This is a genomic window from Bacillus sp. GS3m_15504 (genome assembly GCF_055825275.1).
Genome location: NZ_JBVVNL010000001.1, coordinates 3,289,122 through 3,306,030 on the forward strand (window position 1 = coordinate 3,289,122; position 16,909 = coordinate 3,306,030).

The following is a 16,909-nucleotide window of genomic DNA, read 5'->3' on the forward strand; positions in this document are numbered from 1 at the left end:
CTAGAAAAGCTTTTTAGCTTTTCTAGTTTTTTATTACATATTGCTTAAGTTTCTCTAAATCCTCATAAATAAGCTCCAATAAGCTCCGATTATAAAAAATGGAAGCAGGATGGAAGGTCGGAAAAATATGATATTCTTTCTCTGACCATATAAATTCTGCACTTTGCATATCCTTTAATTTTTGAATGGGCTGTTTTAATAATTGCCCGTGTACATCTGTGATTTTTTTATCTTTTCCTGTTAAACGTTGAAGACCTATATTGCCAAGCGTGACGATTAGCTTCGGATTTAGTTTCTCTAATTCATAATCTAACAAAGGTGCATGGGCAACTATTTCTCCTTGATTTGGCGTTCTATTATACTTTTTTTGTATAATAGAACCATTTCGTTCTTTTTTCTCTCGCCACTTATAAGGTCTACTCCGAACAGCGCTCGTAATATATACTTCTTCCCTTGTAACGTGAATACGTTCTAAAAAACCCATTAATTGTTTTCCCGCCCTCCCGCTAAACGGAATCCCATTATGAATTTCTGTTTCACCAGGCGCTTCTCCTAACAACATAAATTTCGGATTTTCAGGACCTTGTCCACTTAAAAAACCTTCTAATTGATAAGGAGCACTACGCTCTTTCACCTGTTTTACTAAATGATCTGGATATTTCATTTCCCCCACCGCCTTTCCGCATTACTTCTATTATTTCTATTTGTAATACATTATATAATTCAATCCAAACAACAAAAAAAGACTATCAAAATTGATAGTCTTTAGTCGTCACTACGCTGCATACCAGTATACATTAATACGAGACGTAATAATTCAAATACCGCTACAGCTGCAGCTGCTACATATGTTAATGCTGCCGCATTTAATACTTTACGAGCTTGCCCATATTCATCTGTTGATACGATACCTAACGCTTCAATTTGTTGCATTGCACGCTTGGATGCATCAAACTCAACTGGTAATGTAACAAGTTGGAACACAACACCTGCTGCCATTAAAATGATACCTAATAACAACAAACCAGACATTTGTGCAAATATACCGATTAGGACGAAAATCCAAGACATATTCGAACCAAAGTTTGCAACTGGTACTAACGAATGACGAATACGCATAAAGTTATAATCTTTTGCATCTTGAATTGCGTGTCCTACTTCGTGTGCTGCAACTGCTGTACCAGCAACTGAATGACCGTAATAGTTATCTGTTGATAATCGAACTGTTTTGGCAGTTGGATCATAATGGTCTGATAAATGACCTGGTGTTTCTTCAACGGCTACGTTGTATAATCCATTCTCATCTAAAATTTTCCGAGCCACTTCCGCTCCTGTCATACCTGATGTTGAGTAAACTTGTGAATACTTGCTATAGGCACTACGTACTTTTGACTGTGCATACAACGGTATGATCAAAATGATCGCGAAGTAAATTAAATAAAACATCATGAACCTCCATTGAAGTTTTAATTATAGTACTTCTCATTCTATTTTCTTCTGCCACCATTGTCAATGAATAAACCTTACAATCCGAATCTTTATTTATTACATTATCTATTCTTAGAATGTACATTACTTTTTCTTTTTTCTCTCTCTCCTTTATACTTTCTCCACCCAACATAAGTTAATGTGAATAAAATAAGACCTCCAGTAATTGTCATAAACCAAATGAGAGAAGGTGCAATTTCATCTTTTTTTACTGTATGAAATATTTTTTGCAAATCCCCTTTAATGATTCCTAATTGCATTTGCCCACCTTTTGTTTTTAACATAACGTTACGAAATTCATCCAAATAAGATAAATGGGCATTTACACGCTGCACTTCATTTTCTGGCAAGGCAATCATTAAGCTTGGATAAATAATATTAAATTCATGTAAAAATGTGTTTAACGTTTGTTGAAACTGTCCCGTATCTTCTTTTTTCATCGCTTTTTCCATTTGAGAAAAGGCATCCATTACTTTTCCTTCTCTTTCCATCCAAAGTGGTTGATATTTCGATACTTGCGCATCGACAGCGAGCTGCAGGGCTAACACATTATCAATTTTAACTTGTTTCCTTACATCTTCTTCCGCGAGAGATTGTTTCGCCTTGTCGTAAGCTAAAGAAATAACTCTAACTTGATCTGGCGTTACTTCCTGCTTCTTTTCATTCCCCTTTATTACAAACTGCTCCGAGAAATGTTGCAGTACTTGTACTGCTTTTTCATCTTCATTACGCTTCACTAATTGTAATGAGTCATCTAACAACCCTGTTAGTTCACTCCACTCCTCAGCATATATACGTAACGGAAACATGATAATTAGAAATGCAATCAGTCCAATTAATGTTCTCTTCATCACGGTCCCCCCTATAACTACTAGTACAAAATATGTTAATGTGGACAAGAATAGAACAGAACTGGACCGAAAAATATATTATCGTTTTACAAACAAAAAAATTCTCTTTAAGCAGAGAATTTTTTATTTGACATCCTTTTCTTTTTTAAAAAGTATCTATACAAACTGTAACAAAGTATGCTACCAAATAAAATGAATAATAAAATAGCACACGCAGCATGCATAAAGAATTCTTCTGGTAGCATTAATATAATCGGATCCTTCTCAGGATCAAAAACCCAATAATCATTACTGAATAAAAGTTTATGGAATATCACAAAACTCTTTTCAAAATTAATAGCAATCGGTAACATTAACGCTATCGGAAAAATGATTGTTAAAATAGATCCATGTAGTAAAAACTTTTCATTTTTCTTTTTTAACAAATACATGCCGCCTATCATTGCAATCATAATTGTTGCATACATTACATATTGAATCTTTACTAAAATGTTTTTCACATCTACAAAATGAATACGGCCATTTGTAGACATATCTAGTGTTGGCAAATGTAATGCTCCGTCATAAAATGGAGATAAATATGTGATCAGCACATTATAATTTCTTTTAATGTCACCTTTCGTCATATCCGCTAAATCTGGAATGTTTAAAAAATCAATTTCAAAATAATATAGCCATTTTCCGTATACAACCGTCGTTGTTGCGAGTGCAAATATAGAAAATGCTATGCTATATGAAACAACTATCGTAATCAATCGATCCAATATTTTTGTACCACTCTTATTTTTCTTCATTTTCTCCCCCTACATATTCTAACTATCATAAAGAAAATTGTTTTCGGTTCTCACGTAAGCAATAATAATATGTAATACATAGCACTGTAATACTTAGCCAAAACGTAAAATAACCAATTTCTCCTACAAACAAATGCATAATTCCATATCTCGGCATTTGCCAAAATAAATAATCAATTGCATCATTATGTAATGTCCATATAGCTGCTACCGCAAAATGCCATTTTTTTATACGGTAAAACGGTGCATATAGCACTGCTTGTACTGCCATCGCAAAATGCGAAAGCATTAACATATACCCGATAAAACCAATAGGACCTTTTACATAGATCATAACCCCATTTACAACAACAGCCCATATTCCATATTTTATTAAAGTAACAATCGCTAGCGCCTCTATTAATCCCCAGTTTCTCTTGATTAAAAAAGCAATTAAAACAAAGACAAAAAAGAGACTCGCCATAGGGCTATCTGGTACAAACGGCCAAAATATAGGAGAAGTTTCTTTTAATTGATTTCCATACCATATAAATCCGTAAATTGTACCTAATATGTTAACAACTAATAAAAATAACAATACGGAGCGTTGCCTTAACATTGCATACAAATAAACCAAACTGTATGTCCAACACCTTTCATTCTTTCCTACAACTCTACTCTATTATATAGTAAACTTTCTTTCATCAAAATAAAAAGCTGACTACAAATTTTGTAGTCAGCTCCCTATTACTTTTTATTATACTTTGCAATGAATTCCGAAAGCTTCTTCAGCTCCTCATCCGTACCTTTAAATATACCTTTTGGCATCGCACCTTTTCCATCTTTCGCTATTTTAGCAATTTCTTCTGGCTTTAAAGTTAAGTTTTGCAGTGCCGGTGCTGCTGCCCCGCCCTGTAAATTGTCACCATGACATGTTAAACAAGTATTTTTTTGCATTAACTTATAACCATCATCATTTTTATCAACTGGTGCTGTTTTTACAATTGCTCCTTGTTTTTTTGCAGCTTCCCAGTCGTGGTGCGCTACAGATTCCCAAGTTAAAAAGATAATCGATGCAACTGATAAAAGCATAAATCCTGTTGCTACAGGACGCTTCAATGGGCGTCTTTCTGGACCTCGATCAAGAAATGGAGCTAATAGTAATGCGCCAAAGGCAATCCCTGGCATAATAAACGCTCCAATTACAGTAAATGAGCCAGAAGCATAAGAATACTTTAATAACTGATACAAGAATAAGAAATACCAATCTGGAAGTGGTATATATCCGGCATCAGTTGGATCCGCCATTCTCTCAAGTGGTGACGGATGTGCCACTGTTAAACATAAATAACCGATTAAAAAAACTGCACCTACCATCCATTCTTTTAACAAGAAGTTCGGCCAAAATGCTTCTGTTTTTCCTGGGTATTCAGAATAGTCTTTTGGAATATTAGGCTTCCGAGCTACTGGTACCCGAGAATCTCCTACAAACTTCATCCCTTTGCCGCGATGCATAATCTCCCTCCTTTAGTTCTTTCCCCTTTAATTTAGCAATCTCTTATAGTGGACCGGAAATACCTTGTTTGCGAATCATGATGAAGTGGAAGGCCATTAAACCTAGAAGTGCTGCTGGTAAGAAGAAGACGTGAATAGCAAAGAAGCGAGTTAATGTTTGAGCGCCAACAATTTCGGAATGACCAGCGAGTAATGTTTTAATATAAGGACCAATGAGCGGCGTTTGCTCTGCAATTTGAATCCCTACTTTTGTTGCAAATAACGCTTTCATATCCCACGGTAATAAATATCCGGTAAAGCCAAGACCTAACATAACAAAGAAAATAAGAACACCAACAATCCAGTTTAACTCACGAGGCTTTTTATACGCACCCTGGAAGAAAACCCTAAGTGTATGTAAAAACATCATTACAATGACGAGACTAGCACCCCAGTGATGCATACCACGAACAATTTGTCCGTACGCAACCTCATTTTGTAAATAATAAACTGATTCCCAAGCATTTTTAATATCAGGCACATAATACATCGTCAAAAACATTCCAGATAAAATTTGAATTACAGTAACGAAAAAGGTAAGTCCTCCAAAACAATAAACGAATGCAGAGAAGTGATGTGCCGGGTTTACATGCTCAGGTACTTCATGATCAGCGATATCACGCCATATTGGTGTAATATCTAACCTTTCATCTACCCAATCATAAATTTTATTTAGCATCTACTTTGCACCCCCTCTTGGCTTCGCTTTACCTAAATACAGCGTCCCGTCTTTCACTTTAGATTCGTATACATCAAGTGGTGCAAGGGGCGGCGTGCCTTTAATGTTCATCCCATCTTTTGTATAACGACCCCCGTGACATGGACAAAAGAATTGATTCGGATGTGATTTGTCCGAATTCCAGTTCACTGTACATCCTAAATGTTTACATACTGGAGAGAACGCAACAATGTCTCCGCTTTCATCTTTATGAACCCAAGCTGATTTTGGCTCTTCGGACTTGTACCAACCATCAACCTGTTTCACCTTAAAGTCGAAACGTTTCGGCTCTGTTGTAATATCCTTTACTTGTGCAACAGCAACCATATCCGTTCCCGCTTCTTTTCTTAACACCGGATCAAGCGCAAATCGCGTCATCGGCATTAAAATACCCGCCGCCATAAAGCCTCCTACCCCTGTAAGGGTATAATTTAAAAACTGTCTTCTTGACACACGATGTTCTTTCTCGCTCACGAAAATTTCCCCCCTCTATCAGAAATTGTCCCCTCGTGATAAATTATATAAAAAATAAAAACTAGGACACTATCATGATATAATACGCTCATGCACAGGTCAATATCATACTACTCATAATAATAAGAACTTTCTGTTTATTATTACCTTCCCCATTTTTCTTCTAGCATCACCATTACATTTTTTATATGTGCATGAATCACTTCTCTTTTCGCTTGATCACTAAATTGTTCTAACGCTAACGAAGGAAACCAAAATAAATCCCCCTGTAATTCTTGCATATCTTCTTTCCATGAAAAATCACTTGTAACATAAGCAATATGCTTAAAACCTTGCTTTTGTAAATGATTTGTCCATTCTTGCAAACGACCTTTTTCATTTTTTTGACTTTCTACTAAATACGTAAATGCAGGTAGTAAAAGGACTCTTCCTTTATATTCTCTTTCCAACTCCATACTCAACAATTCAATAAATTCACCTTGTTCCACTACCGTTTTCATTTCTTTCGCTGCCGAAATTGATAAAAGTGGTATAACACCTGTATCTACATATTCTCTTGCTTGCTCAAACTGTTCCACATCTTTTACAATCCATTTCAAATGTCTTCCCTCCCCACCTATAAATGACAGAACTTTCACTTTATATATATTAAACCATACTAAAAGAGGTAAAAAAAGAAAAACTACCTATATTAAGGTAGTTTTTCTTGAAAAAGTCTGAAATTTGTAAAATTTTATGAATCCAAATGAACTCTATAACATCTTTAACTCCGCTGTTAACCTATGAAACGCTTCCTTATCTTGCTTATCCAGCGCTTCATCAATTTGTTTCAAAAGACGTTCTCTTCTAAAAGAAAATACACTTTCTTCTAAAAATCTTTCTGCAAGTAAACGATCTTTTTCATTTACTTCAATGTGCTTTGGTAAATACGGGTTTTCTTCTAATACAGCTACGTAATTGGCATTTTGAAACGATGATTTAAAATTGAGTTGAATATAAATATCCTCATCTCGATTTAAGCGAATATCATGAAACGATTTTTCAGCATCTGTTGTCATAACATTTTGTTTAAAAAAGTGAAACGGTGTGTCTTTTACACAATTCGCGGACATTACTAAGCCACGCGGACAATATTTTGCATGCTCTACGAAGTGGACTTTATGCATCAATTGGTCGTGACTCATTAAGTAATTCAAAATCCATACACATTCACGCTGTTTCAGTTGGTAATTATTCAAAAACCATTTTACAAAATCCTTCTTCTCGTTTACAGAAACAGGGGTATTCATAGCAATTAAGTCCCTCCTCTGTCTTTCTCTTTTCTTTTTAGATTCAAGAAGCAGTATTCAGTTTCCTTCCAACTTATGAAAAATCCTCTAAATTATATAACAATTCTTCAATATGAATTTGTGTCGGGTCTAGTTGTATTAACTGAGTAAATACTTCTTTCGCCTCTTTTCGCATACCTTCTTCCAATAAGAAATAACCGTACTCTTCCAAGAAGTCTGGATGATTCTTAAAAGAAGTATATGCACTTTCATAGTGTTTTAATGCATCAGAATACATTTCTAATTGTTTTTTTGCAAACGCAAGATCCCAAAGTAGTTGTGTATCTGGTTCTCCACTATCGATAGCACGCTCTACAACGGCAATTAGCTCTTCATACTTTTCTTGTTCCTTTAAGATATATGCATATTTTAATGTTGCACCTAAATGTCCTGGATCTAACTCAAGCGCTTTTTGAAGCACTTCCTCTGCTTCCGCTATTTTCCCTAATTTCGCTGCAATGTTCGCTAATTCTACATAAAATGGTACAGAAAGTTCATCTACTTTAATTCCTTCATGAAGTGTTTCATAGCTTTCTTGAAGCATTCCTTCTTTTTCATAGCTTTTCGCTAAATACATGTAAAGAGATGCATACTCAGGATCTAATTCTTTTAGTTCTTGCCAAGCACCAATTGCTCTTTGGTATTCTTCACCTTGATATAATGTGAAGGCATATCCAAACAATGAGTGGATATCTTTTTGTTCTTCTAAACCTGCTTCGTAGTAAGAAATCGCCTCTTCCCAATTTCCAATCGCACTTAACGTTTCTCCAAGGCGTAGTGCAATGACAACACCACCCATTACTTTATGTTCCGCTAATAGTGACTCATAATAAGTGATTGCCTTTTGTTCTTCACCTTTACTACTATATAACTCTGCTAATCCAAACGTAATGACAGGTTCGTCAGGCATCATTTCTTTCGCCTTTAATAGTTTTTGTTCTGCTACATCATCAAAACCTTGCATTTGGAATAAATCCGCAACTAGTAATAACGATTGAACATATAAATCATCATTTTCTGGAATATCATGAAGCACTTCAATCGCTTCATCTTCTTTGTCTAGATCAATATATAATTCTGCTAAAAATACAGTGAATTCACTTTCTTCTGGATACAATAAACGTAAGTCTTCTGTAATAGATAACGCTTCATCCGTAAATCCCAGTGTATGATAGTAACGAGCGATATCATATCTCTCTTCATCATTCGCAATTTTTAATTGTTCTTTTAACAATTGTAATCCTTTTTCCGCTTCACCATTTTCAATATATGAAACAGCTTGTTCAAACTTTTGCATAAACGTCTCCTTTAATTCTAAAAAATATTCTTTTCTGTTCATTTATCATAAGCAACTCATTGTTAGAACGCAACCTTTAGAATGTGCATGCTTCTTCTTACAGAGTAGTTAATTGTTCAAAAGGTTCGGATATGATACCGATACCTTCTTATCTTCTTCTATTGTACCGCTTTCTTTTATGACCGTGCAAATAACTTCTCCCACTAATTATCGAGCCATACAAATCGTAATTTACAGAACAACTTAATTACCAAACTTCAACTTTTTTAATGCGATAAAAAAGACTCCTCTAATAGGAGCCTTCACAATCTCTTAAGAATATGTTTCCTCTTTCTGTACTTGCTCATTTACAAGTTCTTTCAGTAACTCTATAATTTCATCATTTTCTTCTTTCAAACCGACAGTAATACGAATGCCATCATCGATACCAAATGCAGCACCAGAACGAACAATATATCCTTTTTTCATTAATCGTTCGAAAGCTTCATTACCAGGAATACCGAGTTTTAAGAAAATGAAATTTGTTTGAGATGGATAATAGAATACGTTATATTCCTTACAAAATGCGTAATATTGATGTAATCCTTCTTCATTCTTTTTCACACATTCTTGTAAAAATGCTTGATCTTCTAATGCAGCTAGTGCTACAGATTGCGCTACAGTCGATGTATTAAATGGTAACCTCGCTACTTCTAGCTGCCCGATTAACTCCGTATTACCAACTGCGTATCCGATACGGAAAGCAGCTAGACCATATGCTTTTGAAAACGTACGTAATACCATAAGATTTTCATACTTTTCAAGAAGTGGTAATGTTCGCGGATAGTCTTCTGCTCCCGCGTATTCATAATATGCTTCGTCCATAATAACAAGCGCTGACTTAGGAACTGATTCTAAAAATGAAAGTAATTTTTGTTTTTCTACATATGTACCTGTCGGATTATTCGGGTTACAAATCCATACAATCTTCGTTTGATCATCTACTTGCTGTAACATCGCATCTAAATCGTGAATGCCATCTTTAAGTGATACTTCACGAACTTCTGCTCCTTCAATAACAGCATGGTGATGGTATTGCGAGAATGTTGGATTCGCCATTACAACATTTGTTCCTTCGTGTAGTAACGCACGACTAATCATTTGAATAACTTCATCTAATCCACTACCAAATAACAGTTGTTCCGCTTTAACACCTAAATGTTTTGCTACTTGTGTTCGAAGTTCAAAGGCATGTCCATCTGGATAAAGAGCGTATTGACTCGCTAAAGAAGTTAATGCTTCTGTTACGCGTGCTGAGCAACCGAACGGATTTTCGTTCGATGCCAATTTCACAATTTTCGATAACCCATATTCCCTTTTGACTTCTTCAATATTTTTCCCAGGTACATATGCTCTCAAAGTTAACAATTGCTCTTTCACTCTCATTTTTCTTCCCCCAGTCATTTTATTGAATTCGATTACAATACAATTTTAGTCCTTTATTGCAATCTTTTATCCTAACCATCACTATTACGAAAACACCTCAAAATAAGCACTTCATGGCTACTCTCTATCATTTGTTTTTAAACCATATCCTTTTGAAATGCCTCTAACGCAATATGAACAGTCTCATCAGAAATAGATACGACATTCACTACCCCATATTCCTGCATAAGTACCATATGAATTGTCCCTGCATTCGCTTTCTTATCTTGTTTCATCAACCCGACGAGGCGTTCTACACTTAAATCACTTGGCATTTTTGGATAGCCGTACTTCAAGAACCACTGCTTCATCTCTTCATAAGCAAGATTCACCTTATACACTTGTTCACTTAAGAATATAGCAAATAACATTCCAACCGCTACTCCGTCACCGTGAGTAATATTTCCATATCCTAGTTCTTTTTCAAGAGCATGGCCTAACGTATGTCCAAAGTTCAAATGAGCACGTACACCTTTTTCTGTTTCATCTTGTGCTACAATGTTTGCCTTTACAGGAATTGCCTTCGTTAATATATGGATTAATTTCTCATCACGAAGATCTGCTAATGTTTGCACTTCTTCTTTTAGCCAATGATATAGCTTTACATCACCAATTAGAGCATGTTTTATCACTTCTGCATAACCTGAGCGCCACTCTTTTTCAGGAAGAGACTGTAAAAATGGCGTATGATATACAACTGCTTCCGGTTGATGGAATGCACCTATCATATTTTTACCTAACGGATGATTGATTGCTACTTTCCCACCTACCGCGCTATCGTGAGCTAATAAAGTCGTCGGAACTTGAACAAAGCGAATTCCACGCATAAACGACGCAGCAACAAAACCAGCTAAATCTCCAATCATCCCACCTCCAAGTGCAACAATTAAAGAGTTTCTATCTAATTTATTTTCAAGAGCTGACGTATGAGCCGCATAGAAATTTTCAAAGGACTTCTCTTTTTCACCGCTCGGTACAACGAATGAAAATACTTTTTGATCTATTTGCAACGCGTCTACAACTGTCTGTAAATGTAAAGATGCAACAGCTTCATCTGAAATGATCATAATATTTGATACAGCTGGCTGCATGTTTTGAACGATTGTTGTCAAATGTGACAACGATTCTTTTCCTACATATACATCATATTCTTTTGATTTCGTTTGAATATGTATGTTTCCCATTAAAATCCCCTCGCATATTCATTATGTTTCTCAATATTTTCACGAATAAGGTCCATACGATCTAATCCGAATTGTTCTATTAAAGCTGTCGCTAATTCCCAAGCTACAACCGCTTCTGCAACGACACTAGCTGCTGGAACAGCACAACTATCTGAACGCTCAATACTTGCTGTAAAAGGCTCTTTCGTATCAATATCGACACTTTGAAGAGGTTTATATAGTGTAGGTATCGGTTTCATCACTCCGCGCACAACAATTGGCATTCCAGTCGTCATACCGCCTTCTAAACCACCCGCGTTATTTGTTCTTCGTGTATATCCATGCTCTTCGTTCCAAAGAATTTCATCATGAACTTCACTTCCTGGTCTATGCGCTGCTTCAAAACCAATTCCAATCTCGACCCCTTTAAAGGCATTAATGCTCATTATTGCGGCTGCTAATTTTGCATCTAGTTTTCGATCATAATGCACATAGCTGCCTACTCCAATTGGCATTCCTTCCACAATTACTTCTACGATGCCACCGATTGAATCACCATTTGATTTCGCATCATCAATTGCTTTTATCATTTGATTACCAGCTTCTTCATCTAAACAGCGTACAGGTGATGCTTCTGTAATACTTTTTAATTCTTCAATTGAACGATACGTAGTCTCTTTAGCCTCAACACCACCAATTTCAATTACATGGCCCGCTACTGTAATACCAAGTTCCGCTAACACTTTTTTAGCAACCGCACCAGCAGCAACACGCACTGTCGTTTCGCGAGCTGAAGAACGTTCCAGTACATTTCTCATATCTCTATGACCATATTTAATCGCACCATTTAAATCAGCATGTCCAGGTCTTGGTTTTGTTACTTTCCTTTTCATTTCTTTTTCTTCTTGTTCCGTTAACGGCTCCGCACCCATAATTTTTGTCCAATGTGCAAAATCACGGTTTTCAACAACAAGTGCAATTGGAGAACCTAATGTTTCTCCATGTCTAACACCACTCACAATTTGTACTTGATCTGTTTCAATTTGCATGCGTCTACCACGCCCATATCCCTTTTGCCTTCTAGCTAACTCTTCATTTATATCATCCGCCACTAATGGTAGTCCGGCTGGAACACCTTCTATAATCGTTGTAAGTTGTGGACCATGAGATTCACCAGCTGTAATATATCGCATACGTTATTCCTCTTTTCGTATATGTATTTATCTCGCTATATTAAGCAATAATTTTATCTTTCATTACTCTAAAAATATAAAAGAGTTATTCATACATCAGCCATTCGCTTATTCTCCGATAGGCCTTTACTTTACATATCAATATATCATAACAGCTCTAACTTCGTAACTAATAGAAATAAAAAAAGTGCAAGAAGAATACCCCTATTCTCCTTGCACTTTCTACTATTATCACAGTGATTAAAGCGTTTACAAATTATTTCAAAATAATTAGTAAATCCATTCATTCATTAATTTTGAGTAGTCAACTAATTCTTCTTCCTTAAAGAAAATACCAATCTCGCGCTCTGCACTTTCTAACGAATCAGAACCATGGATAATGTTTTTCGCAACAGTTACACCGAAATCTCCACGAATTGTTCCAGGAGCTGCTTCATGTGGTCTTGTTTTACCCATCATGTTACGAGCTGTATCTACTACACCTTCACCTTGCCATACCATTGCGAATACAGGACCAGATGTAATAAAGTCTACTAATTCACCAAAGAAAGGTTTTTCTGTGTGCTCAGCATAGTGTTGTCCAGCGATTTCTGGAGTGACTTGCATTAATTTTGCACCAACTAATTGAAAGCCCTTCTTCTCAAAACGAGCTACAATTTCCCCAATGAAGGCACGTTGTACACCGTCTGGTTTAACCATTAGAAATGTTTTTTCCATAAAAAATCTCTCCACTTCTGAATTATGTATGTAATTGTATATCCCCACACACATATTAACACCCTTATCACAATTGTGCAATAGTTTTGAAATAGAGAGATTATTTTATTTTTTAGAAAAAACACTAAAATTTTCGTTTTCCAATATACTTTGCTACATTTTGTAATGCATACTTCGCTTGTCCACGTGGGAGTGGTTTTATCATTTCTAATGCTTTATGTAAATAACGTTCACTAAACGCAAATGCTTTATCAATAGCAGCACTATTCTTTACAGCTTCAATAATTTCTTTCATTTCGTCCGCTGTTGTATTTTCATGTACAGATCTGATTTTCTTACAAAGGATTGGATCTTCCATAGCATATAGGGCAGGAAGCGTAATGTTTCCTTGCAATAAATCACCACCAGCAGGTTTTCCAAGTTTCTCTTCTGTAGAAACAAAGTCTAAAATGTCATCAATAATTTGATACGACATCCCTACGAAATAGCCATACCAAAACAGACGACTTACCGTATCACGATTAGCGCCAGCAGCAATCGCTCCTAGTTGGCAACTTGCAGCAATTAATAAAGCGGTTTTTCGCTTTATTCTTCTTAAATATGTTCTTAAATTTTGGTCATAGTTATACTTATCTTTTATTTGTTCGATTTCACCTTTACAAACTTCTAAAATGGTATGCGATAGCGCCTGATGCGCCTCTGGAATTTCAATATTCGTTATACATTCAAGAGACTTAGCGAATAAATAGTCCCCTGTATACATTGCAATACGATCTCCCCATTTCGCATTCACAGTTGCACTACCACGTCGTAAAAACGCAGCATCAATAACATCATCGTGAACAAGAGAAGCCATATGAATAAGTTCTAACGCAACAGCTACATGCTTAATTGCATCTAACTTATAATCTCCAAATTTCCCCGCAAGCAACACAAATACAGGACGAATTCGCTTCCCACCAGCTTCAATAAGTTGTAATGCCGCCTCTTCTACTAATGGCTGTTCAGAAGCAACTGTCTTTTTTAATTCTTTTTCTATCACATTAATATCCGATCGTAAAAAAGAGTACATAAGTTGTAACTTCATATTGTTCACCTTAACCTAAAACTTCTTTTTTCTATTTTGATTCTGGTTTCATGCCTAAATGCATCGCTGCTACCCCAAAAGTAAATGGCTTCACTTGCACACGTTCAAGTCCAGCTTTTTCGAACATATTAGCCAATTCTTTCATACCTGGGAATGTACTAGCAGATTCTTGTAGCCATGAATATTCTTTATAACTTTTCGCAAATAACTTTCCAAATAACGGCATGATATATTTAAAGTATAAAATATAACCTTGTCGAAAACCAATCATTGTTGGTTGAGATGTTTCTAAACAAATTACTTTTCCACCTGGTTTTACTACACGCGTCATTTCTTTTAATACGTGCATATAATCCGGTACATTACGTAAACCAAATCCAATCGTTACATAATCAAACGTGTTATCTTCAAATGGAAGTTCCATTGCATTCCCGTGTAGAAGTTCTACTTGTTTTAATTGTAACGCCTCTACCTTTTGCTTACCAACAGATAACATATTTTCACTGAAGTCTAAACCAACAACCTTGCCCTGTTCACCCACCGCTCCAGCTAGCGCAATTGTCCAGTCCGCTGTCCCGCAACATACATCAAGCGCTTTACTACCTGGTTTTACATCCATAATGCGCATCGTCTCTTTGCGCCACGCTTTATGTCTTTGAAAACTAATTACAGAATTCATCACATCGTATTTATCAGAGATTTTCTCAAATACATCATGTACTCTTTCTTCTTTTGATTGTTGCATGCTCGTACCTTCTTCCAATGTAAAATTGCTTATGTCTTCGATGTATCTCTTAACACAGAGTTTATTTCGCTTATATCTGTGTGATTTTCTAAAAATTGATTTTCTTTCTTTCCAAGTTTCATCATCCATCCATTCATAACTGTTTCTGCATCTGCTTTATCGTTCACAATCCCTTGAACAGCTTGAAAAACAGGTGAATGTTGTTTATTAACATGTAGTTCACATTCTTTTTGGAGACAATTTTTTCCTAGTACATACGTTATAAACGGCTTCCAATGCGCTAACTGAAAATGATCACATGTTTTTTGCAACAGTGCAGACTCAATTATTACTACACTTTCCATTATGTCATCCACCGTTTTATGCGCTTTTTGATATAACATTATTTTGTGTTCATTAATTTCTTTAATTCCTTCAGCAAGCGCACGAATTAAAACAATATCACGATTCATAGACAATAAGTAATAATATAACCCGCTATAGTAATCACCAGCAAGCACTGTTAACTGGCGACGCTTATGCGATTCGTTTGCTTCTTCCCCTGCTTTATTTGATACTCTTTCATGTGTATCAAGCGCAATTTGCACAAGCATAATCGTCACTACATAATGCTCAATTTGTTCTATATGTAAATTTGCACCTTTTAAAGCACCATATAACAATGCGATTTTCTCTTCATCAATAAATGGTTCTTCAATATAGTTTATAAAATAAGGATGGCGTAATTTCACCATCAATTTCTCTCTTATACCCGCATACCCTCCGTAGATGTCACACACAAAAATCACCCTTGTTTTCTAATTCATAAAACTTATTATAACACATACACTCTATTTTCTATAACCAAAACTTGGCTACTCTTTCCAAACTTCTACCGAACTACATAACCTCTTCTATTCTTTTAAGTAATCTTTCTATTCTCACTGTGCCTCGCTAAAACTATATCATTTATTTACAAAAAAAAAAAAAGAAAAGCAGTTTCCCACTTTTCTTTACTTCGTTTTAATAAAAGATAAAATTTCACTACGTGCTGCAGCATCATTTTCTAGCACACCACGTACTGCTGTTGTTACTGTTTTTGCACCTGGCTTTTTCACACCGCGCATCGTCATACACATATGTTCTGCTTCTACTACTACCATTACACCATGCGGCTCTAGTACTTCCATAATAGAGTTCGCTACTGTTGATGTAATACGTTCTTGCAGTTGTGGACGACGTGCAATTGTATCTACAGTACGAGCTAATTTACTTAACCCTGTCACTTTTCCGCCTTGCGGAATATATGCAACGTGAGCAACTCCATAGAATGGAACTAAATGATGCTCACACATCGAATAAAACGGTATATCTTTTACTAGTACAAGCTCCTCATGATCTTCTCCGAACACTTTGTGTAAATGTTCTTTCGGATCTTCATGCATACCTGCGAACACTTCTGCGTACATTTTTGCAACACGCTTTGGTGTATCAAGTACTCCCTCTCGATTAGGGTCATCTCCAATTGCCTCTAAAATAAGGCGTACTGCATGTTCAATTTGTTCTAAATTAACTTTTGCCATCCGCTAGCCCTCCCGAAAACCTAAAAGTGATACGAACACATTCTAGCATATTTATGTTTTTAAAAGCAAAAAGAAGAGTTTCCAAAAAGGAAACTCTTCTTCCCTGTTAATATGTAAGGATTATTTAACCGCATCTTTTAACGCTTTACCAGGTTTGAATGCAGGTACTTTACTTGCAGCGATTTCAATCTCCTCACCTGTTTGTGGGTTACGACCTTTACGAGCCGCACGCTCACGAACTTCGAAGTTACCGAATCCGATCAGTTGTACTTTATCACCTTGTTTTAAAGCTTCTAAGATAGAATCAAAAACAGCGTCTACTGCTTTTGTTGCGTCCTTTTTAGAAAGGGAACTTGCTTCTGCAACAGCATTGATTAAATCTGTCTTGTTCATGCCATTCACCTCCTCCCAAAGATAAGACTGTATAATGATCATAAAATGAGTCTTACTTTCATTTGTAGGCAATTTTTGCAAATTCTATACTACAAAGATGTA

The 16,909-nt window shown here is 35.9% G+C and carries 20 protein-coding genes; all 20 read right to left on the reverse strand.

All coding sequences use genetic code 11. The annotated features are described in order from the left end of the window. Positions 1-22 precede the first annotated feature (22 nt). Positions 23-664, reverse strand: a complete 642-nt coding sequence (locus AC0L0O_RS17255) for a uracil-DNA glycosylase (protein WP_000876856.1) — start codon at positions 662-664, stop codon at positions 23-25. A 101-nt stretch (positions 665-765) separates the two neighbouring features. Further along, the gene (locus tag AC0L0O_RS17260; RefSeq protein WP_001982956.1) at positions 766-1,446 is read right to left on the reverse strand and encodes a zinc metallopeptidase; all 681 of its coding nucleotides are present in this window, start codon (positions 1,444-1,446) and stop codon (positions 766-768) included. A 104-nt stretch (positions 1,447-1,550) separates the two neighbouring features. Then, a complete protein-coding gene (gene ypjB / locus AC0L0O_RS17265) occupies positions 1,551-2,339 on the reverse strand; it encodes a sporulation protein YpjB (protein ID WP_000831595.1) in 789 nt (262 codons plus the stop codon). 107 nt (positions 2,340-2,446) lie between these two features. Next, positions 2,447-3,133, reverse strand: coding sequence for a lipoprotein intramolecular transacylase Lit (gene lit / locus AC0L0O_RS17270; protein ID WP_000739741.1), 687 nt, complete (start codon positions 3,131-3,133; stop codon positions 2,447-2,449). 25 nt (positions 3,134-3,158) lie between these two features. Continuing rightward, complete coding sequence (gene lhaT, locus AC0L0O_RS17275) at positions 3,159-3,749, reverse strand: lipoprotein heptaprenylglyceryl N-acetyltransferase LhaT (protein WP_000262826.1); 591 nt, start codon at positions 3,747-3,749, stop codon at positions 3,159-3,161. A gap of 110 nt (positions 3,750-3,859) precedes the next feature. Beyond that, positions 3,860-4,627 carry a menaquinol-cytochrome c reductase cytochrome b/c subunit gene (qcrC, locus tag AC0L0O_RS17280; RefSeq protein ID WP_000554608.1) on the reverse strand — a complete coding sequence of 256 codons (768 nt, stop codon included), beginning with the start codon at positions 4,625-4,627 and terminating at the stop codon, positions 3,860-3,862. A 43-nt stretch (positions 4,628-4,670) separates the two neighbouring features. Then, positions 4,671-5,345, reverse strand: coding sequence for a menaquinol-cytochrome c reductase cytochrome b subunit (gene qcrB, locus AC0L0O_RS17285; RefSeq protein WP_000932700.1), 675 nt, complete (start codon positions 5,343-5,345; stop codon positions 4,671-4,673). Beyond that, on the reverse strand, positions 5,346-5,858 hold the full coding sequence (qcrA, locus tag AC0L0O_RS17290) for a menaquinol-cytochrome c reductase iron-sulfur subunit (protein WP_001290423.1): 513 nt from the start codon (positions 5,856-5,858) through the stop codon (positions 5,346-5,348). A 143-nt stretch (positions 5,859-6,001) separates the two neighbouring features. Next, a complete protein-coding gene (locus AC0L0O_RS17295; RefSeq protein WP_000871320.1) occupies positions 6,002-6,457 on the reverse strand; it encodes a YpiF family protein in 456 nt (151 codons plus the stop codon). Between the two features lie 153 nt (positions 6,458-6,610). Then, the gene (locus AC0L0O_RS17300) at positions 6,611-7,147 is read right to left on the reverse strand and encodes a ReoY family proteolytic degradation factor (protein WP_001095923.1); all 537 of its coding nucleotides are present in this window, start codon (positions 7,145-7,147) and stop codon (positions 6,611-6,613) included. Between the two features lie 73 nt (positions 7,148-7,220). Beyond that, positions 7,221-8,483: a tetratricopeptide repeat protein gene (locus AC0L0O_RS17305; RefSeq protein ID WP_001168686.1), complete on the reverse strand. Its 1,263-nt coding sequence runs from the start codon at positions 8,481-8,483 to the stop codon at positions 7,221-7,223. Between the two features lie 312 nt (positions 8,484-8,795). Beyond that, on the reverse strand, positions 8,796-9,908 hold the full coding sequence (hisC, locus tag AC0L0O_RS17310) for a histidinol-phosphate transaminase (RefSeq protein ID WP_001264014.1): 1,113 nt from the start codon (positions 9,906-9,908) through the stop codon (positions 8,796-8,798). A 137-nt stretch (positions 9,909-10,045) separates the two neighbouring features. Then, positions 10,046-11,131 (reverse strand): 3-dehydroquinate synthase, encoded by a 1,086-nt coding sequence (gene aroB, locus AC0L0O_RS17315; RefSeq protein ID WP_000526828.1) that lies wholly within the window; start codon positions 11,129-11,131, stop codon positions 10,046-10,048. After that, positions 11,131-12,303, reverse strand: coding sequence for a chorismate synthase (gene aroC, locus AC0L0O_RS17320; RefSeq protein ID WP_001269368.1), 1,173 nt, complete (start codon positions 12,301-12,303; stop codon positions 11,131-11,133). Before aroC ends, aroB begins: the two co-directional genes overlap by 1 nt. A 270-nt stretch (positions 12,304-12,573) precedes the next feature. After that, entirely contained in the window at positions 12,574-13,020 is a 447-nt protein-coding gene (gene ndk / locus AC0L0O_RS17325) for a nucleoside-diphosphate kinase (protein ID WP_000415887.1), read from the reverse strand. A gap of 124 nt (positions 13,021-13,144) precedes the next feature. Then, positions 13,145-14,107, reverse strand: coding sequence for a heptaprenyl diphosphate synthase component II (hepT, locus tag AC0L0O_RS17330; protein ID WP_000776082.1), 963 nt, complete (start codon positions 14,105-14,107; stop codon positions 13,145-13,147). Positions 14,108-14,138: 31 nt separating this feature from the next. Next, positions 14,139-14,852, reverse strand: coding sequence for a 2-heptaprenyl-1,4-naphthoquinone methyltransferase (gene menG, locus AC0L0O_RS17335; protein ID WP_001187667.1), 714 nt, complete (start codon positions 14,850-14,852; stop codon positions 14,139-14,141). 29 nt (positions 14,853-14,881) lie between these two features. Continuing rightward, positions 14,882-15,631 carry a heptaprenyl diphosphate synthase component 1 gene (locus AC0L0O_RS17340; RefSeq protein WP_038357133.1) on the reverse strand — a complete coding sequence of 250 codons (750 nt, stop codon included), beginning with the start codon at positions 15,629-15,631 and terminating at the stop codon, positions 14,882-14,884. Between the two features lie 213 nt (positions 15,632-15,844). Then, positions 15,845-16,414: a GTP cyclohydrolase I FolE gene (gene folE / locus AC0L0O_RS17345; RefSeq protein WP_001151478.1), complete on the reverse strand. Its 570-nt coding sequence runs from the start codon at positions 16,412-16,414 to the stop codon at positions 15,845-15,847. Between the two features lie 120 nt (positions 16,415-16,534). Beyond that, positions 16,535-16,807, reverse strand: a complete 273-nt coding sequence (locus tag AC0L0O_RS17350) for an HU family DNA-binding protein (RefSeq protein WP_001043860.1) — start codon at positions 16,805-16,807, stop codon at positions 16,535-16,537. Positions 16,808-16,909: the final 102 nt, after the last annotated feature.